General features: G+C 42.6%; 25 protein-coding genes, 1 tRNA gene and 1 riboswitch. Of the genes, 11 read left to right on the top strand and 15 right to left on the bottom strand.

Going from position 1 to position 23,742, the window contains the following annotated elements:
• Positions 1-154: 154 nt before the first annotated feature.
• On the bottom strand, positions 155-916 hold the full coding sequence (locus tag J2X69_RS07225) for a creatininase family protein (RefSeq protein ID WP_310100763.1): 762 nt from the start codon (positions 914-916) through the stop codon (positions 155-157).
• Between the two features lie 141 nt (positions 917-1,057).
• Between J2X69_RS07225 and J2X69_RS07220 the strand changes: the two genes are divergently transcribed.
• From J2X69_RS07220 to J2X69_RS07205, 4 genes are all read left to right on the top strand, one after another.
• Entirely contained in the window at positions 1,058-2,041 is a 984-nt protein-coding gene (locus tag J2X69_RS07220) for a N(4)-(beta-N-acetylglucosaminyl)-L-asparaginase (protein WP_310100761.1), read from the top strand.
• Complete coding sequence (locus J2X69_RS07215) at positions 2,038-2,781, top strand: copper homeostasis protein CutC (RefSeq protein WP_310100758.1); 744 nt, start codon at positions 2,038-2,040, stop codon at positions 2,779-2,781. The genes J2X69_RS07220 and J2X69_RS07215 overlap by 4 nt, the downstream gene beginning before the upstream one ends.
• Before the next feature lie 104 nt (positions 2,782-2,885).
• The gene (locus J2X69_RS07210) at positions 2,886-4,322 is read left to right on the top strand and encodes a VCBS repeat-containing protein (RefSeq protein WP_310100756.1); all 1,437 of its coding nucleotides are present in this window, start codon (positions 2,886-2,888) and stop codon (positions 4,320-4,322) included.
• A gap of 120 nt (positions 4,323-4,442) precedes the next feature.
• Positions 4,443-4,904, top strand: coding sequence for a CBS domain-containing protein (locus J2X69_RS07205; protein WP_310100754.1), 462 nt, complete (start codon positions 4,443-4,445; stop codon positions 4,902-4,904).
• A gap of 298 nt (positions 4,905-5,202) precedes the next feature.
• Here the strand turns inward: J2X69_RS07205 and J2X69_RS07200 are convergent, their stop codons facing one another.
• The 4 genes from J2X69_RS07200 to J2X69_RS07185 all read right to left on the bottom strand — a co-directional run bounded on the left by J2X69_RS07200 (position 5,203) and on the right by J2X69_RS07185 (position 9,166).
• A complete protein-coding gene (locus J2X69_RS07200) occupies positions 5,203-6,375 on the bottom strand; it encodes a PLP-dependent transferase (protein ID WP_310100751.1) in 1,173 nt (390 codons plus the stop codon).
• Between the two features lie 101 nt (positions 6,376-6,476).
• Positions 6,477-6,579, bottom strand: a riboswitch (SAM riboswitch).
• Between the two features lie 119 nt (positions 6,580-6,698).
• Positions 6,699-7,259, bottom strand: a complete 561-nt coding sequence (gene pth, locus J2X69_RS07195) for an aminoacyl-tRNA hydrolase (protein WP_310100749.1) — start codon at positions 7,257-7,259, stop codon at positions 6,699-6,701.
• A gap of 374 nt (positions 7,260-7,633) precedes the next feature.
• Positions 7,634-8,212, bottom strand: a complete 579-nt coding sequence (locus tag J2X69_RS07190) for a 50S ribosomal protein L25/general stress protein Ctc (RefSeq protein WP_310100747.1) — start codon at positions 8,210-8,212, stop codon at positions 7,634-7,636.
• Between the two features lie 27 nt (positions 8,213-8,239).
• Complete coding sequence (locus J2X69_RS07185) at positions 8,240-9,166, bottom strand: ribose-phosphate pyrophosphokinase (RefSeq protein ID WP_310100745.1); 927 nt, start codon at positions 9,164-9,166, stop codon at positions 8,240-8,242.
• 383 nt (positions 9,167-9,549) lie between these two features.
• Here J2X69_RS07185 and J2X69_RS07180 point away from each other — a divergent pair, with 383 nt between their 5' ends.
• From J2X69_RS07180 to J2X69_RS07165, 4 genes are all read left to right on the top strand, one after another.
• Positions 9,550-12,264 (top strand): M14 family metallopeptidase, encoded by a 2,715-nt coding sequence (locus tag J2X69_RS07180; protein WP_310100743.1) that lies wholly within the window; start codon positions 9,550-9,552, stop codon positions 12,262-12,264.
• A 249-nt stretch (positions 12,265-12,513) separates the two neighbouring features.
• On the top strand, positions 12,514-13,260 hold the full coding sequence (locus tag J2X69_RS07175; protein WP_310100741.1) for a hypothetical protein: 747 nt from the start codon (positions 12,514-12,516) through the stop codon (positions 13,258-13,260).
• Positions 13,261-13,351: 91 nt separating this feature from the next.
• Positions 13,352-14,068, top strand: coding sequence for an EcsC family protein (locus J2X69_RS07170; protein WP_310100739.1), 717 nt, complete (start codon positions 13,352-13,354; stop codon positions 14,066-14,068).
• Positions 14,069-14,122: 54 nt separating this feature from the next.
• Entirely contained in the window at positions 14,123-15,286 is a 1,164-nt protein-coding gene (locus tag J2X69_RS07165; protein ID WP_310100737.1) for an aminotransferase class V-fold PLP-dependent enzyme, read from the top strand.
• A gap of 129 nt (positions 15,287-15,415) precedes the next feature.
• Here J2X69_RS07165 and J2X69_RS07160 read toward each other — a convergent pair.
• A tRNA-Gln gene (locus J2X69_RS07160) sits at positions 15,416-15,488 on the bottom strand.
• Positions 15,489-16,109: 621 nt separating this feature from the next.
• Here J2X69_RS07160 and J2X69_RS07155 point away from each other — a divergent pair.
• Complete coding sequence (locus J2X69_RS07155; protein ID WP_310100735.1) at positions 16,110-16,355, top strand: hypothetical protein; 246 nt, start codon at positions 16,110-16,112, stop codon at positions 16,353-16,355.
• Positions 16,356-16,408: 53 nt separating this feature from the next.
• Here J2X69_RS07155 and rplI read toward each other — a convergent pair whose 3' ends face one another.
• The 4 genes from rplI to J2X69_RS07135 form a co-directional block, all read right to left on the bottom strand.
• Positions 16,409-16,852 carry a 50S ribosomal protein L9 gene (gene rplI / locus J2X69_RS07150; RefSeq protein ID WP_310100733.1) on the bottom strand — a complete coding sequence of 148 codons (444 nt, stop codon included), beginning with the start codon at positions 16,850-16,852 and terminating at the stop codon, positions 16,409-16,411.
• A 39-nt stretch (positions 16,853-16,891) separates the two neighbouring features.
• Complete coding sequence (gene rpsR / locus J2X69_RS07145; RefSeq protein WP_057937597.1) at positions 16,892-17,143, bottom strand: 30S ribosomal protein S18; 252 nt, start codon at positions 17,141-17,143, stop codon at positions 16,892-16,894.
• Positions 17,140-17,511: a 30S ribosomal protein S6 gene (gene rpsF / locus J2X69_RS07140; RefSeq protein ID WP_091695017.1), complete on the bottom strand. Its 372-nt coding sequence runs from the start codon at positions 17,509-17,511 to the stop codon at positions 17,140-17,142. The genes rpsR and rpsF overlap by 4 nt, the downstream gene beginning before the upstream one ends.
• A gap of 129 nt (positions 17,512-17,640) precedes the next feature.
• On the bottom strand, positions 17,641-18,570 hold the full coding sequence (locus J2X69_RS07135) for a hypothetical protein (RefSeq protein WP_310100722.1): 930 nt from the start codon (positions 18,568-18,570) through the stop codon (positions 17,641-17,643).
• A 17-nt stretch (positions 18,571-18,587) separates the two neighbouring features.
• On the opposite strand from J2X69_RS07135, the gene J2X69_RS07130 reads away from it, so the two are divergent.
• A complete protein-coding gene (locus J2X69_RS07130; RefSeq protein WP_310100720.1) occupies positions 18,588-19,178 on the top strand; it encodes a methyltransferase domain-containing protein in 591 nt (196 codons plus the stop codon).
• Here the strand turns inward: J2X69_RS07130 and J2X69_RS07125 are convergent.
• A complete protein-coding gene (locus J2X69_RS07125; RefSeq protein ID WP_310100718.1) occupies positions 19,167-19,946 on the bottom strand; it encodes a class I SAM-dependent methyltransferase in 780 nt (259 codons plus the stop codon). The two genes, J2X69_RS07130 and J2X69_RS07125, sit on opposite strands and share 12 nt — an antisense overlap.
• A 1-nt stretch (position 19,947) precedes the next feature.
• A complete protein-coding gene (apaG, locus tag J2X69_RS07120) occupies positions 19,948-20,334 on the bottom strand; it encodes a Co2+/Mg2+ efflux protein ApaG (RefSeq protein ID WP_310100716.1) in 387 nt (128 codons plus the stop codon).
• Between the two features lie 60 nt (positions 20,335-20,394).
• On the opposite strand from apaG, the gene ung reads away from it, so the two are divergent.
• Positions 20,395-21,057, top strand: a complete 663-nt coding sequence (ung, locus tag J2X69_RS07115; protein ID WP_310100714.1) for a uracil-DNA glycosylase — start codon at positions 20,395-20,397, stop codon at positions 21,055-21,057.
• A gap of 277 nt (positions 21,058-21,334) precedes the next feature.
• On the opposite strand, the gene lepB is transcribed toward ung, so the two are convergent.
• The 3 genes from lepB to J2X69_RS07100 are packed head-to-tail and all read right to left on the bottom strand — an operon-like array spanning position 21,335 to position 23,741.
• Positions 21,335-22,408, bottom strand: a complete 1,074-nt coding sequence (gene lepB / locus J2X69_RS07110; RefSeq protein WP_310100713.1) for a signal peptidase I — start codon at positions 22,406-22,408, stop codon at positions 21,335-21,337.
• Between the two features lie 15 nt (positions 22,409-22,423).
• Entirely contained in the window at positions 22,424-23,146 is a 723-nt protein-coding gene (dapB, locus tag J2X69_RS07105) for a 4-hydroxy-tetrahydrodipicolinate reductase (protein ID WP_310100711.1), read from the bottom strand.
• A 1-nt stretch (position 23,147) separates the two neighbouring features.
• Entirely contained in the window at positions 23,148-23,741 is a 594-nt protein-coding gene (locus J2X69_RS07100; protein ID WP_310100709.1) for a DUF5683 domain-containing protein, read from the bottom strand.
• Position 23,742 lies beyond the last annotated feature (1 nt).

Below are 23,742 nucleotides of genomic sequence, written 5' to 3'. Positions count from 1 at the left end.
ATTTGGTAACTCCCTCCGCCGCGGCGGAGGGCAAGTTTTTTTTCTCCATGAAAATCAGACATAATTCCATTAATGCCGTGATGCGGATACACATAAAATGGGAAAGGATTTCAGAATTTTGGAAGCAATTCATAAACCTAGAGAATAGTACCTCTTAGATATACATTTCCCCAGACTTCACCTTGCAGATTTCTACCATAAGCTCAGCGACCTTATCCGTAACATCATCAAAATATTTCCTCCCTTTTTCAGGGGAGGATTTTTTTGGATTACCTATTCCCGTGTCTTCAGATACTTCTGACCATTTCCGCTCTGCCCAGGCCCACTTTTCCTGTACCCCTTTGATCTTGGATTTTTTTTCTGTCCCATTCCCGGCTTCCTCCAGTGGCAAAACCAATTCGGGATGCAGGTGCATAATGATGGAAGTTTCCATTTCGTCCGCATGGTCACCTGCTTCCTCGAAATACTTGGTCTTGTCAAGTGCCTGAAACCAGTTGCATGTGAAGAGCATCATGTCAGGAAACTTCAGCCCAAGCTCACGGAGCATGGTCTTGAAGTCATTTCCGCCGTGGCTATTTACAATCAGAAGTTTCTTTGTTCCCTGCCGATCTAGAACTGTGATGATATCCTGAAGAATCATCAGCTGCGTACTTGGGTTTAGATTGATATCCAGATAAATATCCGATTGCCCTGTATTCACTCCAAAAGGAATCGTTGGCATCACTGTGACATTGGCGCCTTTGTGCCAAGCTTTTCTCCCAGCTTCTCCGGCTACAGCATCTGCTTCATATACATCTGTACCATAGGGCAGGTGATGATTGTGGGCTTCGGTTGCTCCCCAAGGCAAAACCGCCAATTCAAAGCGATGATTTTCCAGTGTTTTCCAATTGGACTCGGCAAGTAAATAGGGTTTCATAAGTAATAGTGGTTTCTGATTAAAAGAAATTCTTACAGTAGTGAAAGTGGGGAATCCTTATGATCTCAAAGGAAATGAAGAAAGGTAAGTCTAAATATCCCCATTTTTAATAATTTGAGGCCTGATTCTAAATTAACTCGAATGTCTCAAAGAAGAAAATTTATAAAGCAATCCCTGATGGGCTCTGCGCTTTTTATACCGGGAGTTTCTTCCATCGCTGAAGGAAAGTCACCTGCACTTTTCAATGGAGAAAAACCACTTATCCTATCCACTTGGAATCATGGATTGCCGGCAAATACTGCTGCTGTGGAAAAACTAAATTCAGGCGGAAGTATTGTGGACGCTGTGGAAACGGGGGTGAGAGATACCGAATTGGATATGAGCAACCTGTCTGTAGGATTGCAGGGATTGCCGGATAGGGAAGGGATTACTACGCTTGACGCTTCGATAATGTCAGGGGACGGTTCCTGCGGTTCGGTAGCTTTTGTGAGACAGGTAAAGCACCCTATCACGCTTGCCAGAATGGTAATGGAGCAAACTCCTCACGTAATGCTTGCCGGTGAAGGAGCCCGTCAGTTTGCGATATCGCAGGGGATGCCGATGGAGGATGAAGAATTAAGTCCAAAAGCTAAAGAGGCCTATGAGGCATGGAAAGTCACCAGCCAGTACAAGCCGGTGATCAATATTGAAAATCACGATACAATCGGGATGATCGGCATGGATGCAAAAGGTAATATGGCGGGAAGCTGCACCACAAGCGGACTGGCTTTTAAAATGCATGGAAGGGTGGGGGATAGTCCTATCATAGGTGCCGGTCTTTTTGTGGATAATGAAGTAGGAGCAGCTACTGCTACAGGACTTGGGGAGTCTATTATACGCATTTGTGGAAGCTTTTTGATAGTGGAGCTCATGCGTCAGGGCCGTACTCCACAGGAAGCTTGTGAAGAGGCCGTGAAGCGCTTGATTGCAAAAAACAAGGACATTAAAGATATTCAGGCTGGTTTCCTTGCCATGAACAAAGATGGAGAAGTAGGAGCTTATGCGGTACACCCGGGTTTTAACTATGCGCAGGCCACGCTGCAAAGCAATGTGATGATAGATTCTAATTCGCATTTCAAAGGATGAACAAAATAATACTAGAATCCCCTGTTTTCAATGTGGAAGCGGCTATGGATGCAGCCGGCTATGGAGTAGACCGCTTAGAACTTTGTGCTAATTTCCCCGAAGGTGGAGAGACTCCAAGCGCAGGAATGCTCAAATTTCTGAAAACTGAAATTGATATCCCTGTATTTGTGATGATCAGACCACGGGGTGGCGATTTTGCTTATTCCCAGAAGGAATTGATGGTGATGAAGCGCGATATAGAATTGCTGGACGAGTTGGGAGCGGATGGATTTGTATTTGGTGTACTGGACAACCATGGATTTGTAGATACAGATTCTTGTAAATCACTGTTACGGGCAGCTTCCGGAAAGCCCTGTACATTCCATCGTGCATTTGATGCTTCAGCTGATTACTTTGATTCTTTGGAGAAAATCATCGCTTGTGGTTTTGATCGTATTCTGACCTCAGGCGGTAGGAATTCTGTCACCGAAGGTCTGGATACTCTTAGGGAATTACTGGGGAAGGCTGAAGATAGAATTAGTATCATGCCGGGCGGAGGAACTAAACCCGAGCATGTTTTGGAGCTGAAAAAAACTGGTTTCTTAAAAGAAATCCATGCTTCCTGCAAGACGTGGAAACCGTCTTCAAATCACTATTTCAATCCGGATTTATCGTTTTCGGATGATCCAAAATCCTTCACACATCACCTACGAATAGATCAAAATGTGGTTAATCAATTTTTGGAGGTAATAGAAGAATGAGGTTTAGGAGACTGGTTGTTCTGCTATTGGCGGTGGTATCTAACTCCTGTAATCCAATTTCGGAGCGAAAGCAACCATCGCCTACGTTGGAGCAATTGGCTTCCATGGATTTGAATCTAGATGGTAAGCAGCTCGCAAATGCCTATTGTTCAATCTGCCATTTGAAGCCTGATCCCGGAATCTTAGACAAAGGAACTTGGGGCGAAAAAGTGCTTCCGGATATGAGGAAGAGGATGGGACTATTTTTACCGGAGGATTTTGGGCAACCATTGCCTGAAGATATGGACGTTCCTTCGGGTATTTATTCCAAGGTACAATTGATCAAAAAAGAAGATTGGGAGAAAATTCTTGCCTATTACTTGGATCATGCACCGGATACCCCCTTGCCTCAGGCGGAAAAGGCAGCTCCAACCAAAGGGATCCCGGGTTTCCAAGCTTCACGTCCGGACTTTCATAGAATAAAAGGCAATCTATCCACTATGCTTCGAATTCATCCGGAGACCGGGGATTTATGGCTCGGTGACCGTTTGAAGATGATATATATTCTCGATCCAAAGAATGGTTTTCAAATCAAGGATTCTGTTCTCACCGAAGTTGCGCCGGTGGATATCAACTGGAATGAGGATGGTGGCTTCGATCTGCTGACTATGGGAAGGATGGATCCTTCAAATGATTCCTTGGGGATGGTGTCTAAGTTTTGGTTAGAAGCTCAGGAATGGCAAAGCAAAGAGCTTTTAAGCGGGTTAATTCGTCCTGTTGATCTTGCTGTTGCCGATTGGAATGGAGATGGGAAGCAGGATAGGGTGGTTTCCCAGTTTGGAAATCACTTTGGGAAAATGAGCCTCTATCTGTCGGGATCTAAGAATCCTACTGAAGTGATTTTACGTCCTGAACCTGGGGCGAGACGGGCAATTGCTGTGGATTTTGACGGAGATGGGAACTTGGATGTGTTGGGGCTTATGACTCAGGCTCAGGAAGGGATTTATGTTTGGTTAAACAAAGGGGCAAATCAGTATAAGGAAAAAGCCATCCTTCGATTCCAGCCGGCATTTGGCGCAAGTGACTTTAGGTTTGAAGATGTGAATGGAGACGGCCACAAAGATATTATTGTGGTGAATGGAGATAATGCTGATCTGTCACAAGTGCTCAAAAATTACCATGGGGTGCGAATCTTTTTGAATGATGGGGAAAGTAAATTTGAAGAATCGTGGTTCTACCCCATGTATGGAGCCAGTGGTATTGAAGTGGGGGATTTTGACGGCGATGGTGATTTGGATTTCTTCGTTTTGTCATTTTTTCCTGATGATTCGCAGGATCCACAACAAAACTTGGTGTATTTCAGACAAAATGAAGAAGGTGGGTTTGATCCTTTTGTATTGAGTGAAAGTATCGAGGGAAATTTACTTACTATGGCTGTCGGGGATATTGATCTGGATGGGGATCTGGATGTTGTGGTTGGAGCCTTTGACTTCGATGATCTTTATAAGGGGGCAAGTAGAAGTTGGAAACCTTTTATTTTTCTCGAAAATAAAAGCAAGTGATTATTGTACTAGGGGGTATTTTTGAAATTATAGTGTTGAAATAGTTTGTTTTTAAAACTATAATTTTTAATTGTGGTGAATTATCGATAATTTATTCTTTCATCCTTAAATTTTTAACCTATGGTAAAAAGTTTTCAAGGGGTCAGAATGGCAGAACCCAAAAAAGCCCCGATTCCGCAAATCCTAGTCAAAGAATACATGAGTACCGGCTTGATTACTTTCAAACCTGATGATACCATCGATCAGGTGATGGAGGTGCTCACTAAGCGAAAAATCTCCGGGGCACCGGTGATAGATGCTTCAGGTGCGTTGATAGGTATTATTTCGGAAGTGGATTGCCTCAAAGAAATCATTAAAGGGAAATATACCAACACACCGAAATTCCCGGCAAAAGTAAGCGAACATATGTCTACTGATGTACTCACACTTTCTCCTGATTTATCAATATTCGATGCTGCATCCCAATTTTTGGAGCATAAAATCCGAAGATTTCCAGTGATGAAAGATGGAGTCCTGTTGGGACAGATTAGTCTGAGTGATATAATTCGGGCCTTTCCTACCTTGAGACAAACCACTTGGTAGAAAAAATAGTTAGCAGAAGCGTAAATGCCCCTAAAAGAGGAGAATCTCGAAGGGGCATTTTTAATTTAACTGCAATGCGTACCGCGTTTCACGGAGAGAACTCATTGATTTGCGGTTCAAGCCTGCCTATCGGACAGACAGTTTTCGGACTTGGACCTAATTGAGTGCATTGCAGTCTCCAGACTGCAATTAGAGAAAGTACAATTCTTCGACTTCAGGGTGGCACATTGCTGATCCCTGAGATTACTTTTCTGCAACTGATCACGGCGACCGGACAACTGACTGCTTTTCTTTGTTCTTATTTTGAGCTTTCTATAGCTCTTTCTACATCCAGAATAATGTCTTCATAGTGTTCCAAGCCCACGGATAGTCGTACCAGTCCATCCGAAATCCCAACCTGAGCTCTTTCGTCAACAGAAAGTTTGCTGTGCGTAGTGGAGGCAGGATGCGTGACAATACTTCTGCTGTCACCAAGGTTTGCTGTGATGGAAATCATCTGAAGCTGGTCGATGAAGCGTTGGGCACGCTGAACTCCGCCTTTCAGGTCTAAGGTGATTATCCCGCCCCCCTGACTCATTTGTTTTTTGGCAATTTCGTATTGGGGATGGGATTTTAGGAACGGGTATTTTACTGCAAGTAACTCAGAATTACCTTCGAAATACTCGGCTACTTTCAGCGCATTGCTACAGTGCCTATCCATCCTTACACCAAGGGTTTCCATGCTTTTAGCAAGTATCCATGCATTGAATGGAGATATGGCAGGCCCTGTGTGTCTCGCAAAAAACTGCACTTCCTGCATCAAGTCAGCTTTGCCCAAAATCAGTCCGCCTAACACCCGTCCTTGTCCGTCGATGTATTTGGTAGCACTGTGGGTCACAATATGAGCCCCCCATTTAGCAGGCTGTTGTAGATAAGGTGAGGCGAAGCAATTATCCACTACCAGAATCAGGTTGTGAGCTGCCGCAAATTTACCCGCCCATTCCAGATCGATTATTTCCAGGCCCGGATTGGAAGGAGTTTCGATGAAAAGCATTTTGGTGTTTGGCTGTACGAGCTTTTCCCAGTTCAAATAATCAGAAATGTCCCCGTAGGTAGAACTAATGCCCCACTTGGGAAATAATCGGGTCAAGAGCTGATGCGTAGATCCGAAAAGTGATCTGGCAGCAAGCACATGGTCTCCTTGCTGGAGAAGTGCGGCTATGCTTCCAAACATTGCGGCCATTCCTGATGCAGTGGCAAATCCATCTTCAGTGCCTTCTGCAGCACAGACTTTTTCTATCAGGTCACTGGAATTTGGGTTGGCATACCGGGAGTAGATATTGCCTTCTATTTCATCGGCAAAAGTAGCTCTGGCTTCTTCTGCCGAATCGAAGGTAAAGCTGGATGTAAGGTAGATCGGAGCAGAGTGCTCTCTTTGGCTGGATTTGGAAGGGGAGATCCGTACAGAATTCGTTTCGAAGTGCTTACTCATTTATTGATCAGTTTAGATTTTGACAAGACTAATCAAGCAGATTTGAGAAAATCAAACCAAATGCAGAAACGAACTAAAAGGGATTATTTGTGAAGTAAGCCAATCTATAGTTCCCGCGTAGGGTAGGATTTGGCACCGTTCTCCGTTTCGGGATGGTTGCCAGAGGGTCATAGAGCCTAATCTCTCGCCTCTTCTTTATAAATCAGTTGCCTGAAGTGATGCAAAGAAAGATCGATATTTGGGGAATTCCAAATCTTATTTCATGTGTTTGTGTTTTTTTTAAAAGGCCACACCTGCCTTGCCGGTAGGCAGGCTCGATTTCATCAATCGTTGAATTGATTCATGGTGCGCTCTATGCCAATTGCACAAAAACTGAGTGTCATTTCTATTGCTTTATCCATTATGGTGGGGATTTCGGCAAATTCCTGCTGTGTGAAGTTTCCCAAAACAAAATCGACTTGTCTACCTTTGGGGAAGTCATCGCCTATGCCCATTCTCAGTCTTGGGTAATTCTGACCACCGGTGAGCTCTTCTATGTTTTTCAGCCCGTTGTGACCGGCTGCACTTCCTTTGGGTTTCATACGGAGTTTGCCAAAAGGAATGGCCACATCATCCACGATCACCAGCGTGTTCTCTTTGGTTATCTGAAGTTCTTTCATCCAGTAATTCATTGCTTTACCACTTAGGTTCATATAAGTCGTAGGCTTAATCATATGGATTGTTCGGCCTTTGTGCTTGAATTCTGTTTTGAATGCAAGACGGTCGCTCTTCCATGTGCAGTCCTTTGCATCAGCAAGCCTGTCCACCGTCAAAAATCCGATGTTGTGTCTGGTCAGTTCGTATTCAGGGCCAATATTACCTAGGCCAATGATTAGGTGTTTCATGTGTTTATGTTTTGTCTTTCAAAGGCCACATGGAATCTCGCACGGTTTATAATCATCCCACTGTGCGTCGCCTTCGACATGCTCGATTTCATCTGTTTATATTTTGTTTTAAGAGGTCAGATGGAATGCCCTAGATAATCATCCCCCTGTGTGAGAAGACTTTCTCATGGGCATTTCATCTGTCTATAATTTGATTTTTAATGGCCAGATAGCCTGTCCCGAACTCGATTCGGGGAAGAATCTCGCATGGCTTACAATCGTCTCAGTAAGTGACTTTTGAGTCGTACTCGATTTCATTTTACAATAGCTATATGGCTTTAAAATAAAAAATCCTGCCCATAATGGGCAGGATTTTGAATGAATAGGGAAAGAAATTATTCTTCTCCGCCTTTTTTACCTCTAAGTGCTCTTGGAACACCAATAGTCACGATAGAAACGTTTGGACTGGTAAGTACTTCAAATCCTTCTACGGACACATCTTCAACTTTGAATGATTTGCCCAAGTCAAGCTCAGAAATATCAACTGTAATAAAGTCAGGGAAATCTTTTGCAAGACCTTTTACTTTCAATACTCTAGTTTTCAATTCCAATTTACCACCTTTTGCAATACCAGGAGAGCTACCTACAACTTTCACGGGAATTTCAAACTTGATAGGCTTGTCTTCTGCATACGCTACAAAGTCAGCGTGAAGAAGTGTTTCACTTACCGGGTGAAACTGTGCGTCCTTCAATACTGCTTTGATGATAGTTCCTTCAAGGTTCAGCTGAACTAAGTGAACCTCCGGAGTATAGATCAAGTCTCTGAAAAGGATGATTGGAGAGTAGAAATGAATCTGCTCTTTGATACCAGGTCCGTAAACCACACAGGGAACATTACCTGATTCTCTCAATTCAGAAAGACTGGCACTGTCGAGATTTGCTCTTTTAAACCCTATAACCTCTAGTGTTTTCATATTATGTATTTGTATTAAAATTGGTTCTTAGATGAACAAAGAACTGATAGAAGTATTTCCTGTCACGGCATGAATAGCCTTTGCGAATAGGTCAGCGACTGTCAATACTTTGATTTTGGATGATTGTTGCCGTAGAGTGATGGTATCAGTGATAACCAATTCTTCCAAGACTGAGTTTTCGATGTTTTCGTAAGCTTTTCCGGAGAGTACGCCATGTGTAGCTATCGCTCTTACTGAAGTAGCTCCTTTTTCCAGGACGATTTGTGCGGCTTTGCATAGTGTGCCTGCGGTGTCCACCAAATCGTCCACGAGAATTACATCCTTACCCTCTACATCTCCGATTACTTGCATTGAAGCAATCTCGTTGGCTCTTTTTCTGTGCTTATCACAGACGACCATTTCTACTTCAAAATGCTTGGCGTAAGCCCTGGCTCTTGCTACTCCTCCTACATCAGGTGATGCAAAAATCATATTCGGAAGTCTCAGCGAATTCAAATAGGGCACAAAAATAGCTGATCCATTCAAATGATCCAAAGGTATGTCGAAAAAACCTTGGATTTGTCCGGCATGAAGATCACATGTCATGATTCGATCCGCTCCCGCAGAGGTGATCATATTGGCAATTGCCTTAGCTGCGATGGATACTCTTGGCCTATCTTTCCTGTCTTGCCTGGCGTATCCGAAATATGGGATTACAGCACATACTTTATATGCACTCGCTCTTTTGGCAGCGTCTATCATCAGGCAAAGTTCCAACAGGTTGTCACTTGGCGGTGTGGTGCTTTGAACCAAAAAGACTGTACATCCTCTTATAGATTCATTGAAGCTCGGGGACAATTCGCCGTCACTGAATTTGGAAAGCGTAAGATCGCCCAGCTTTTTGCCGTAATTTTTAGCGATTTTCTCTGCAAGTGATTGGCTATTGGTGCCTGAAAATATTTTAACCTCGGACATGGTTAGTTGTTTTTTTCGGGAAAGGTTTGGAATGGATTTAAGAGCAAAAATAGTAATTTTTGAATGGAAGGCTAGGGTGTTAGGAGTTGATATGGAAGATAATTAGGGCTTGAACCCTATTTGCCCATTTTTGGAAAATCACTTGAGCAGGCAATACTGCTTTTGGATTAGACTATAGCTGGTAGTCTAAGTGATATTCTTGTTTAGGAAATGCTTGGGTAAAACATGCTGGGAGCTAGGTTTGGCTGTACACATTAGAATAATGCTTAGCTTATTGCCGTTATTTTCCAGTCCTGTAAAATCCCAATAAAAGAGGCTTTATATCAGCTATAGCCTCTTTTTTCATGCTATTTTAGACAGAAAATAAACCAACCCATATGCTTATGAGATTAAAAACTACACTAGTTATTCTGTTTATATTCTTTTCAGTAGGAGTATTTGCCCAGAATGTTCCCACTCCAAAAGCGCACTTTGGCTTTGAGATGGGAGATGATTACAAGCTTGCCAATTTTACCGAAACTGAAGCTTACTTCAAGAAAGTTGCTGAAGCAAGTGACCGTGTGAGAATGGTGGAGATTGGTAAAACGGAATATGGCAGGTCACAGCCTATGATGATCGTGACTGCTCCCGCCAATTTTGAGAAGCTAGACCGATACAGGGAAATCTCCCAAAAGCTGGCCCATGCCGAAATCACCCGTGAAGAAGCAGAAAAGCTTTCGGTGGAAGGCAAACCTGTAGTCTGGGTGGATGGAGGACTTCATGCCAATGAGGTGGTAGGGCCACACCAGCTGATAGAAACTTTGTATCAATTGGCTTCTAAAAACGATGATGAGACGCTGAAAATCCTTGATGAGGTGATAGTCCTTCTTGTGCATGCCAATCCCGACGGAATGGAAATCATGTCGGACTGGTATATGAGAAAGGAAGATCCGGGGGCCCGCGATCAAAATATTCCGATTCTCTATCAAAAGTATGTAGGGCATGACAATAACCGTGACTTCTACATGAATAATATGAGTGAAGCGGCGAATATGTCACTTCAACAATACGTAGAGTGGATTCCGCAGATTATTTACAATCACCATCAGACAGCTCCTGCAGGGGCAGTGGTGGCAGGGCCTCCTTACCGTGATCCTTTCAATCACGTGTTTGATCCGCTGATTATCACCAGTTTGGATGCCGTGGGCGCGGCGATGATCAACAGGATGCATCAGGAAGACAGGCCCGGCTATACCAGGTTAGATGGTTCTGTGTTTTCTACTTGGTGGAATGGAGGCTTGAGAACCACTCCTTATTATCATAACATTATCGGTATTTTGACCGAAATCATAGGGAATCCTACTCCTGCCGAAGTGCCTTTGGTGCCTGAGCGGTTGATCCCCAACAATGGAACTCCGTACCCTGTCACTCCTCAGGAGTGGCATTTCAGACAATCCATTGACTATTCTGTTTCTTTAAACTACGCGATCTTTAATCATGCTGTGAGACACGGAGATGAATTGCTGCTGAATATTTACTTGATGGGTCGTAAGTCTATTGAGAAGGGTAGTCAGGATAATTGGACGATGTATCCAAAGTATGCTCAGGCGGTGCAGGATGCTTTTAATGAATCCCAAAAGAGCAAGACAGGTGAAGCTGAGGAAGTGAATGAATATGGTTCTAGGTCAAGATATCCTGCCATGTTATATGATTCAGTTTACACAGATCCTGCTAACAGGGATCCCAGAGGTTATATTCTTTCTGCCGATCAGCCTGACTTCCCGACGGCAGTGAAGTTCATGAATGCTTTGATCAAGTCAGGAGTTTTGGTAGAGAAAGCCACTGCTGACTTTACTGTCAATGGCAAAAACTATCCTGCCAATTCTTTCATTGTCAAAACAGCACAGGCTTTTCGCCCACATGTGATAGATATGTTTGAGCCGCAGGATCATCCGAATGATTTCCTTTATCCGGGTGGACCTCCTATCAGACCGTATGATGCAGCAGGCTGGACGTTGGCGTTGCAAATGGGAGTGGAAGTTGATCGTTTATATGAAGGCTTTGATGGGCCATTTGAGCGCATACCATATGGGGAGATTCAGTCTCCACCGGCAAAGACTCTTGCGAATGGCTCAGGCTATCTGCTTGATGTGAGAAACAACAACAGTTTCATGGCGGTGAATGATTTGCTGAAAGCAAACGTGAAGGTTTATAGGACCACTGCTGCGGTAGATGGGTTACCTGTGGGATCCTTCTATGTAAGTGGAGGAAAAAAGGAATTGGAACTGGCAGCGAAAGAATACGGAGTATATCCGGTACCGGTCTCTATGCCAAAAGGAGCCACTCAGATACAGCCAGCCCGTGTAGGCTTATATGATTACTATGGAGGTTCTATGCCTTCCGGCTGGGTGAGATGGATGCTGGAGCAATTTCATTTTGAATACCAACTCGTATTTCCTAAGGAAATTGATGCGGGCAATTTGAAAGATAAGTATGACGTGATGCTGTTTATAGGTCCAGGGATTCCGGGGGCAGAATCTCGCGGTTATTCCAGAGCGCAACCAAAACCTGAAGAAATTGATGAGAAATATCATCACATGTTGGGGAGTTTTACGGCGAAGGAATCTCTTCCTCAGCTAAAGAGATTTATAGAGGATGGGGGAGTGGTCATATCAGTGGGCTCAGCTACCGAACTGGCTTACCACTTGGGTCTTCCAGTGGAAGATGCGCTGGTGGAGATTGGGGCTGATGGAAAAGCCAAGTCTCTTAGCGGTGAAAAATACTACGTGCCGGGCTCAGTGCTTGAAATGTATGTTGATAATTCTGTCCCTATTAATTATGGAATGGGGGATGAAGCCTACATCATGTTCAATAGAAGTCCTGTATTTAAGTTAGCTCCAAGTGCAGGAAATAAGAGAGTGAAACCAATCGCATGGTTTGGTGATGATGAGCCATTGAGAAGTGGATGGGCATGGGGTCAGTCTTACCTGAAAAACGGAGTCACTGCCTTTGAAGCTCAACTGGGTAAAGGGAAATTCTATGCATTTGGGCCTGAGATTACTTTTAGGGCACAGTCGCATGGCACATTCAAAATGCTGTTTAACGGGCTTTACAAATAAGTAGTTAGTTCTTTGTCGATTGAAAACCGCCTTGAGAAGGGCGGTTTTTTTTATGGGAATTAGTAACCGCTGCGATCACGGATTTTCGCAATGTGCTTTACTGTCGCCGTTCGTGTCACGCGAACAGTGCCATTTGAAGTTGTCCTGCTTCTCCAGAAGCCGGACGTTATGCAAAGCCGTAATTCGTAAATCTTTTTTATCTTGAACGTATACATTCTTCGAATCCTTCCTTATTTAATTTACTGCATTATGGATGACATCAACTCAACGTTTATCTCAGGAATACACAATTGGTGCGATCGATGGTGTGAACGTTGTGCATTTACGACGAGATGTAGGGTTTTTGAGAGGGAGAAGGAGAGAGATTTGAAAGAACCGGAAGACTTTTGGAATGCACTATCCGAGAATTTCAAAGAGATTTTGGATATGCTTCATGTGATGGCCGAGGAGCATGGTATTGACCTGGAACAAATCGCAAAGGATAGTGAGACTGATAAGTCGCTGGAAGAGGAGGATAAAAGACTGGATGAACACCCCTTGAGTGTACTTACAAATCAGTATTTGTTGGAAGGGAAAGAATGGCTAGATTCCTCCAAGGTCAAAGATTATTGTGAAGAATTAACCCAGCAGGTAAATTTGGGATTGATGCAGATTTCTGATGCTAAAGATCAGGTTACTAAAATTGAAGAGGCTCTTGAGGTGATTCGATGGTATTTGTTTTTTATCCATGTAAAATCAAAAAGAGTACTTCACGACCTTTCGGGTGACTTTTGGGATGAGTATCCTGAAGAGGAAAAAAGTTATAACGGTTCTGCGAAGATTGCGATGATATCAATTGAGCGAAGTATGCAAGCTTGGAAATTACTGCTCGACACCATGAAAGCTGAGCAGAATTCTATTTTGACTTTATTGATCCTTTTGGATAAATCCAGAAAACTATTGGCTGCTTTGGTTCCAAACTATGTTCAATTTATCCGTCCGGGATTTGATGAATGATTATGTAGCGCATTTAGAACATCATTTACAACAAGTAGTAGACTATTGAAAACGAAATCCGTTTGATAGTATCGTACACCAAACTGACTATATGGATTCCTATTTACATTATGCCAATGCTGAGCTTGCACTTTGGCAGTATAGAATGAAGAAAAAGCCCAGCTTGGGAGGGCGGCTTACCCATGGGGTGCAAAGCAAAATCAATAGCTGGATCCCCGAAAAGGTTCATAAGGCTATTACCCTGGCGATAGAAAACATGGTCAAAGCGGTGATCACAGGTTCGAGTTGGATTGTTCCAAGACCACATGAAAGCTTGTCCTTCAAACAACGGGAATTTAAGGTAAGAAGTAGGATTAAATGGTACCGGAATACTGCTTCTGTCGAAGGTGCCGTCACAGGTGCCGGCGGAATTCTTATGGGGTTTGCTGATTTTCCTGCTTTCCTGACTATTAAGATGAAGATGCTTTTTGATATCGCAGCACTCTATGGCTTTGATACGAAAGATTATCATGAGCGACTCTTTTTGCTTTACGTTTTTCAACTTAGTTTTTCCAGTCAGCAGAGGCGGAATGATCTGATCGGATTGGTGGAAAATTGGGAAGAATACAGAGAAACCTTACCTAAGGACTTGAAGGAGTTTGACTGGAAAACTTTTCAGCTGGACTACAGGGACTACATTGACCTGGCAAAACTGGCGCAACTGATTCCGATTATAGGGGCGGGAGTGGGTGCGATAGCAAATTATCGACTTACTGAGCATTTAGGCAAATACGCAATGAACGCTTATCGATTACGTGTGTTAGAATGATGTAATGTTCAATCAATAATTTTACACTTCACAAATTGAACTAAATCATAGTTTATGGATTCTCAGAAACACCTATTTAACCTTGATCCGGATATTCATTACCTCAATTGTGGCTCCAAATCTCCACTGTTGAAGTCGGCTGAAGCTGCTGCCGTAGCAGCACTTATTCAGGCTAGAAATCCTTTTCAAATTACACCTGATGATTTTTTTGCATTGCCCAAAGAAGTGAAAGCAAGATTTGCTGAGTTGGTAAATTGTGATCCGTTTCAGGTTGCCTTGATTCCTTCAAGTTCTTATGGCTTTGCCACGGCATTGAGTAATATTCCCTGTGATGCCGGCCAGCATGCCATCGTATTGGAAGGTGAATTTCCCAGCGGGTATTTTTCGCTGAAAACCTGGTGTGACAAGAATCAAGCTGCACTGAAAGTGGTAGGGCCTGATAAAGAAGCTTTAACTCCGGGAGAAAGCTGGAATAAAAATTTACTGGATAGTATCACCTTGGAGACCGCCGTGGTGTTGATGTCATCCATACACTGGATGAATGGGTTGAAATTCGATCTGGAGAGTATAGGCCAAAAATGTAAAACCGTAGGAGCAGTTTTTATTGTGGATGGTACCCAGTCTGTGGGAGCCGCTGAGATGGATGTCAAGAGATTTAAAATTGATGCGTTGATCTGTGCAAGTTACAAATGGCTTTTTGGTCCTTATGGAATGGGGATTTCGTATTTCGGCCATGCTTTTGACGGAGGGCAGCCATTGGAAGAGTCTTGGATGAACAGAACCAATTCGCAGGATTTTGGAAATTTGACTAACTACGACCATGAGTACACAGAGGATTCCGGACGTTACAATGTAGGGGAGATGAGTAATTTTGTTCTTTTGCCTATGCTGAATGAAGGTCTGAAACAGATTAATGAATGGACTGTCTCGGAAATAGAACGTTATTGTCGTAAGCTGACCATACCGCTTTATGAGTATCTGAAAAGTCGGAATGTAGTGCTCGAGGAGGAGCAATATACCTCCCATCATCTTTTTGGATTAAAACTGCCTGAAGACATTGATGTTGAGCTTTTGATAAATAAGCTGCAGTCAAATAAGATCTATGTCTCCAGGCGTGGAGGGAATCTCAGGGTTTCTGTCAATGTGTTTAATACAGCAGAGGATATTGGGAGATTGATTCAGGTGTTGGAGTCAAGCAGATCCAATATCTATGCTTAAAATAACCAGCTCCCCAGATATTCCGACTGATCCCTGAAAAGATGGGATTGATTGCCTTATGCGCAGATTTAAGATTGATTGATTTTGAAACGTAAAAAACCGCTGATATCAGCGGTTTTTTACGTTTAGTTGGCTCACCAGGGCTCGAACCTGGACTCTTCTGAACCAAAATCAGACGTGTTGCCAGTTACACCATGAGCCATTTTATTTAAGATTCCCTGTGGGGTGTCTCTTAAAGTGTCACAAATGTAGAGCCTTGCTTCTTTTTTTCCAAATGAGCCTCTAAACATTTTTGAGTTTTCGGGCTAAATGCCTTTCAGTCAGAAGAAAATATTGCTCTATTAGACGGTATTGCTGCAGAAACAGGGTTGACACAGGTGAGTCTACCGTAAAACAGTTGCTGTGATTTCACGGGACAAGTAGGCTTTAGGTGCCTGGCTGTTGAAAGGATGGGATGAAACCTCGTCGTTGGGACGTGATAAATCCTACTCTGGGGAGTTATAGTGTGTATGCCTTCTGATTTGGGAGTATCCCTTGAGCAGGAATCATGAAAGTAGCCGTCATATTCTTTGAATCAGTGGCGAGGGTCTCTAGAACTTACGGGTGCGTTAGGCTTCATTATAAATGGGCTAACGCTTGATTTTATGTTTTTGGAATAAGGGTAAATCGAATTAATTAAAGATTAAGTTTATGTTTCCGAAAAATGAAAGTAAAAAGATCTTAATTGCGATATTGTTAACGCTGAGCTGGTTGTGTTGCGTAATAAGAAATTTTTAATCATTTTTGATGAAGGACTGAAAATACCACTAAATCATTGTTTATTATGAAAGTAGAGAAATTGGAAAAAATGATACCTGAGGTAGTACAGAAACTATCAAAGTTGAAGGCAGGAGAAGTGCTTGCGGCAGAGCTGGACTGGTGCTTGGGAAGTTTCAAGTATGACAATAATCCCGAGGGAATAATCGAAAAAAGTCATGCTGCTTTGGCTGTTTTCAAAGAGGCAAGGGAAAAGAACAGTAAGGCAGTGTCCAAGAAATTGGTGGAAAGCCTAGAGAAGGTGTTGTCTTAGGCATAAAAAAACCCCGAAATCCGGGGTTTTTTATTTTAGTCAATGAGAAAGGATTATTCTCCTGATACGTTGAATTTAACATTGGTTTTCACTTCTCTGTGAAGATCAACTTCTGCAGCAAATTCACCTGCACCGTCTACCGGTACATTGATGGATATTTTCTTTCTGTCGATGTCGATACCTTGAGTCGCCAATGCATCGGCAATCTGAAGAGTTGTTACTTTACCGAAGATTTTACCTGATTCACCGATTTTCGCTTTGATCTCCAGAGTAAGAGTTTCAAGTTTTGCAGCGATATTTTCAGCTTCAGTTTTAATCTTTTCTGCTTTGTGGGCAGCTTGCTTGATGTTCTCAGCAAGAATCTTCTTGTTAGAGCTCGTTCCAAGTACTGCGAAACCCTGAGGAATCAGGTAGTTTCTTCCGTACCCTGGCTTTACATCTACCAAGTCATTCTTATAGCCAAGACCTTTGATGTCTGTTTTTAGTATGATTTCCATTTGTAATGATCTTTTGTGATTGGACGATACAAGACCGAATTATTTCAACCCATCGGTTACGAATGGCAACAACGCCAAATGTCTTGCTTTTTTGATGGCCTGGGCCACTTTTCTCTGAAATTTGGCAGAGTTTCCGGTAAGTCTTCTAGGAAGGATTTTACCTTGCTCATTGACAAATTTCAACAAGAAATTAGGATCCTTGTAGTCAATGTACTTGATGCCGTGCTTCTTGAATCGGCAATACTTTTTTCTGATTTCGCCTCTATTGATTGGCTCGTTTACTAGTGTCATTTGGTGGCTTCCTCCTTAGCTTCAACTTTTTTGTTAAACTCTCCTTTTCTTCTTCTTTCGGCATAAACAATAGAATGCTTATCCAAAACAGTAGTCAAGAATCTCATCACTTTCTCATCTCTTCTAAATTCTACTTCGAATTTGCGGATAAGCGTAGGATCGGCCTTGAATTCAACCATAACGTAGAAACCTGTAGTCTTTTTCTCAATGGTATAAGCCATTTTCTTAAGACCCCAATTTTCCACATTAATAACGTCTGCCCCCAGTTCTTTTAACAAGTTCACAAACTTGTCGACAGTATCCTTCATCTGAACATCAGATAAAACGGGAGTTAAAATGAATACCGTCTCGTAATTTCTTTGGAACATTTTTTTAATGTGTTTAAGGAATTTAATAAACAGGATGCAAAAGTAGGGAAATCCTGCTGTATTCCAAACAAATAGCTAAATCAAAAGTCAAGAAAGATCAAAAAAAAAGCCTCCCGAAGGAAGCTTTGATTATTTTACCGTAAAGGCTTTTGAGCCGACTTCGTAGTTGTCCACATAGATCTTGACCTGATGCGTACCGGATACATAGTCTGATCCTTTTTCATAGAAGAATGTCAATTCCTGCTCTGTATTGTCGAATATCACATCCTGCTTCACGGTGTAGAACTGCTCTGCCCCATCCATCATAAAAGTACCCGATCCCTTGGCCACATCAAAAATCGGCTGTGCATTTGGCGCCAACACCTGCACATAAACATTCCTTGGGCCTTTTTCAGCGACTTTATTGTCTGCCAAGTTGAAGCTTACTTTGATTCGTTCGATTTGTCGATTTTTAAAATCTTTGGTGGTTTCTACCCGTTCTTTTCCCTTGGAATTTACTGCGGCTATTTCGATGTTTTCAGCCTTCAGCATGGAGGCTACATTCACCTTGGCTTGCAGGTTTTCTTTTTGGATATTCAACTGAGCTACTTCTTCCTCTATTTCTGCCTGGGTAGTTTTCAGATCCTGATTTTCGCTGAAAAGCTGTTGATTCATAGCCCTTAGCTCAAGAATTTCCTGATCTTTCTCTACCATCATCGAATTGTAGTTCTTTATTTTTTCATTCAATGTTACTATTTCGTTTGAACTTCTTTGTCTGGAGGTATTCCGCTCGGAGATTAACTGATCGCGCGCTTCTTCCAATGCTTTTACGTCACCACCTAGTTTTTCGATTTCCTGAATCCTCAGGTCAAGCTGATACGCAACAGAATCCAAGCGCTTGTTCAGATCATTGTTTTCAGTGGAAAGGAGCAGGATTTCTTCAGACTTTTTAGTGCGGTCTACATAGTCTGTATAAAGTTTGATGCCACTTATTATCACTAAGAGCACCAAAACGATAATTATAATGTTCTTACCCTGTTCTTTCTTTTCAGGTTTGGTATTTTCAAATTCAGTATTCATTTCAGATAAGGCGTTAAATGGCTTTTTTAGACAAAAATTATTGGACTTACAGGTATTCTTCAGGCAAAACCGGCTGGGATATAGGCTTTGCATCACCACCACTTGTGCAATATTTAGACCAAATTGAAAATAAGGAGATTCAAGTCCTCATTCCGGGGGCCGGCTCAGGGTATGAAGCGGCATATGCTTGGCAGTCTGGCTTCTGTGGTCTTCACGTTTTGGATTTTTCCAAAGAGCCTTTAGAACGCTTTCAGGCTTTAGACTTAGGATTTCCGCCTGAGCAAATTCATCATCAGAATTTCTTTGATCATTCCGGTTCCTATGATTTGATTTTGGAGCAGACATTCTTTTGTGCACTGGATCCGGCTCTTAGGGAGGATTATGCAGTGAAAATGAAAGAATTGCTAAAGCCCGGAGGGAAAATAGTAGGCGTATGGTTTGACAGGGAATTTGACTTTGACGGCCCACCTTTTGGAGGAAAGATGGAGGAGTATATAGCGCTCTTTCGAAAGTATTTTGAAATCAAAGTCAGTGAGCCGTGTTACAATTCGATTCCGGAGCGATTGGGGTCGGAGGTGTTTATGATCATGGAGAATTCAAAAGTCTAACACGTATCCGGTTTTTTCTCCAGGGTAATCCAACAGCGCAATTCCGCATTCATAAAAGTCTAAACTAAGTTTGACCAGGGGATTGGATCTTATTTCTTTCCATGCCCTTTCCATTTCCCGCGACCAATGAATGTCTCCTATGGCAATAATGGATTTTGTATGGGTTTTTTGAAGTACTTGTTCGAAATAACTTAAAGTGCCTTCGTAAGTATGTGTAGCATCTATCAAGGCAAAATCTACCTTTTGCAGGGTGTCTAGCGTGGAAGGCAGCGTTTTGCTAAGTTCTCCAACAATTAAACTGAGATTTTCGAATCCCTGACTTGGTTTAGCGACTTTTGCTATTTCTTTGGAGCCTTCGAAGGTGTATAGATTCCCCTGAGTAACTCTAGAAAGGTACCTACTGCCGATGCCCATGCAAGTCCCCAGCTCCAGAACGGTATAGGCAGGAGTCAGCGAGCAGAAAAACTGATAAAGCTGTGCAAACTTTCTATTGCTGGTGCTGAATTTGGTGATGTCAGCTACCTTTCTTTTAGCTGTATTGACACTTTTGGATCCTGCACCGTAATCATCTACTTCGATTAATTCATCTGATGAAAGCAGGAGCTTCCTGTAGATTTCGATGTCAAGATCCATACTTTTTCTTCCTTTGATATAGGAAAAAAGATCTTGATAAGTACTGAATAATAAGGGAGACTGAAGGGAGTATTTATCCTCTTTATTCAGCCAATAAGCCAAGTAGGAGAATAGGGGGTAAGTTTTGTTTAGCAAATCAGTTGTGGAAGTAACTGGCAATCATTTGAAATTCGGGGATTATCACCTCGAATTTACTTCCGTCGAAAAGTCTTTCCATGAAGTAAATTCCAGTCATCTTTCCCATGCCGGACTTTAGGTTACAGCCAGATACATAGCTATGTGATTCACCAGGTTCCAAAATTGGTTGTTGGCCCACTACACCGTCTCCTTCAACGATTTTCTTGACTTCTGCAGCATCTGAAATCTCCCATCTTCTGCGTAATAGCTGAACGGTTTGGTTGCTTTTGTTTTCAATAGTTACCTTGTAGGTGAAAACAAAATGATGCTGATGAGGACTGGAGAATTCTGATTGGTAGGTGACTTCGACACTTACTTGAATTCCGGACGTAATCGCAATTACCATAAGTTAAGTAATTTAAAAGTCAGTAAATATATAGGTTATAGTTTGATTAGCAATATGTCCATGGAAGTGAAAATAGAGCCAAGCTGGAGAAGTACGTTAATGCATTTGTTTGACCAAAAGTTCTTTAGTGACTTGGTTTCCTTTGTAAAAGACGAATATGCAACTACAAAAGTTTACCCACCCGGCAAGGAAATTTTTAATGCGTTCAATCATTGTCCCATTGATTCTGTAAAAGTGGTAATTCTTGGTCAGGATCCCTATCATGGTCCGGGGCAAGCTCATGGATTGGCATTTTCAGTCAGGCCGGAAGTGCCATTTCCGCCTAGCCTGCTGAATATTTTCAAAGAGATAGAGTCTGATCTGGGTAAGCCTTTGCCTCCTACAGGCGACCTTACCCACTGGGCAGATCAGGGTGTGTTTTTATTGAATGCTACACTCACCGTAAGGGCTCATCAGGCAGGATCTCATCAGAAAAAAGGATGGGAGGAGTTTACCGATGGGGTGATTCAGGCAATCAGTGATAGCCGGGAGCATGTGGTGTTTTTGCTTTGGGGAGCATATGCCCAGAAGAAATCTTTACTGATTGATTCTAAGAAGCATTTGATTTTGAAAGCTCCGCATCCAAGTCCACTTTCTTCTTATCGTGGTTTTTTTGGCTGCAGGCACTTTTCAAAGGCAAATGACTATTTGATGGCTAATGGTATCGAACCAATTAACTGGTAAAAGGAAACCTTGAGAGATCCACACAACGGAATAAAGTGAAACTAATATTGGGCGCAGGGGAAGGTAGTATGTGGAGAGCAGTCAGTTGTTCAGTCTCAGTGTCTACTCCGCGGTTAAAAATTTTCAAAAAAAAGAGGCTGTCTCATAAGTACTCGTCATTGCGATCCGCCACAGGCGGAGAAGCAATCTTGTTATACGTACTCTAAAGTACATTGAGATTACTTCGTTTCACTCGTAATGACGGGAAAATTTGACATTTGAGACAGCCTCTTAAAGCTTAATTTATTCCTCTAAATATTCTGCTCCAACGGATTTTGCTGAACATCGATTCATGCTTATCCAGTGAAAGCCACAGGAACCAAGCTTTACCTACGATATGGTCTTCCGGCACAAATCCCCAATAGCGGGAATCCAGCGAATCGTGACGATTGTCACCCATCATAAAGTAATAATTCTGTTTGAAAGTATAGCTGTCTACTTTTTGACCATCTATAAAGAGTTGCCCTTCTTTTACTTCCACATTCTTTAGCCCTTCATACTTTTCGATAGTGAAACTGTATTTCATCACATTCTCATCGGTCATCTCGATTGTCCAGCCTTTTGCAGGGATTTTAAGCGGGCCGTAATTGTCACGGTTCCATCCCAAGGCCATTCCATCAGGAAAAACACCTGATTCTCCACCGCTTTTCTGGATTCGTTTAGTCACAGAGGTCACCACGGGTGATGCTTTTAACTTATTTATCACCTCTTCAGTGGCAAAAACCAAGTAGCCTGAGCCATCGCTAAAGGTCAAGTGACTTTCAGGATTGACGTTGTGTTGCTTGAAGAAATCTTCTGTAAGAGGTCTATTGGTAATCACATCGTATGAATACTGCATTTCCTCAGGCTTGGGAGAAGCTTCGTTATTTACGTAAGCATTTCCTTCCCGTACTTCGACTACATCTCCGGCGATACCGATTGCCCGCTTGATGTAGTTGGTTTTTAGGTCAGTTGGATACTGGAACTCTACGGGGTAATTGAATACGACCACATCATTTCTTTCCACATTGGAAAAGCCGGGCAGCCTGAAATAAGGGATCTTGATAGCATCTGAATAGGATGGGATTTCGGTTCCCCAGATTTTCTGATGGGTAAGAGGGACTTGCAACGGAGTCATGGGGAACCTCGTTCCGTAATGCATTTTACTTACGAAAAGGAAATCGCCCACCAAAAGTGATTTTTCCATCGAGGCTGTGGGGATCGTGAATGGCTCCAATAGTAGCCATCGGATCAAACTGGCTGCTACTACTGCAAAAATCAAGGCGTCACCCCATTCTCTGGCGGCTGATTTTTTTTTAGTTGACTTACTCATGATTGGTTTTTAAGTTCAGAAAGATAGAAAATCATCCATGGAAAGCACGCCTTTCTTTCCTTGAATCCACTCCGCTACCAAAATTGCGCCAAGAGCAAAGCCCTGTCTGCTATGTGCGGTGTGAGTGATTTCAATATCGTCGATTTCAGACGAATAGCGTATAATGTGTGTCCCCGGAGCCGGATCTATGCGTTTGTAAGTAATGGGAAGCGAATGTTCATTTTCGATCGTTCCTTCGGTCAGCTCCCAGGTGTTCAGTCCAGTTATGTTTTTGATGATGCCTTCGGCCAAAGTGATTGCTGTTCCGGAAGGAGCGTCTAATTTGGCTGTATGATGGATCTCTTCTACAGAGCTTTTGTACCCGGTCGTTTCGTTCATCAGCTTGGCTAGGAACTCGTTGACTTTGAAAAAGATGTTGACTCCTATGCTATAGTTTGAGGCATAGAAAAAGGCTCCGTTCTTTGCTAGGGTAAGTTGATCGATTTCCGGTTTTTGATCAAGCCAACCGGTGGTGCCGGAGACAATAGGTATACCTTGTTCTATTGCCCATTTGATGTTTTCTACCGCTGCTTCAGGCTGGCTAAACTCTATTGCCACATCTATAACCTCGGGATCCAGAGAATTCAACTCGTCACGGTTGTCGATAGTGATTTTGCCGGCTATGCTGTGACCACGGGATTCTGCCAGTTGACCTATCAATTGGCCCATTTTTCCGTAGCCTAGAAGTAATATATTCATGTTAAAAGTAAATTTTCACAGAAAGTCCTACAGATCTATTGTTAGATGAAAAGCTTTCGAAGTGAGGTTCAAATTTCAATGCAATATCGTCAGAGACATCAAATCCCGACAGGTGGGCATCCACATTCGCATCGACTATATTCAGTGCATAGATCCCTGCCAAAACGAGGTAGCAAAGATCACGGTTTCTTCGCCAATAATTTACATTCCGTACTAATCCATCACGGTTTAAGCTTGGGAAATCATTGGGAAGATCATTGTCAAAATTAGCCAACGATTCCTTGAAAATCTGATATCGACGGTCGTTGAAGTTAATAAAGTAAACATTTGTAATGAGCCCTCCATAAATAATAGGGACTTTCCACGATTTACCATTATACACTTGTCCTGCTCCGGGTAAAATTGCCGAAAGAATAGTGGCTTTTTTCGGATTTTTTGGGAGTAGTGGATAATCAGTTTCCGGTTTTGAAGTCTCTGGCTCTCCTGTTTCCTGTGCAAATAATGTGCTGCTCAGGCTCAAACAGAAAAGCAAAAGACCCACTAAAATCAGCGGGGCTTTTATACGGAATTTGCTATGAAACACTCGGGGCTTCAAG

Source organism: Algoriphagus sp. 4150, assembly GCF_031457395.1.
Taxonomy (GTDB): Bacteria; Bacteroidota; Bacteroidia; order Cytophagales; family Cyclobacteriaceae; genus Algoriphagus.
The sequence above is the reverse complement of the archived record's forward strand: the minus strand, read 5'-3'. Positions and strand labels throughout refer to the sequence as shown.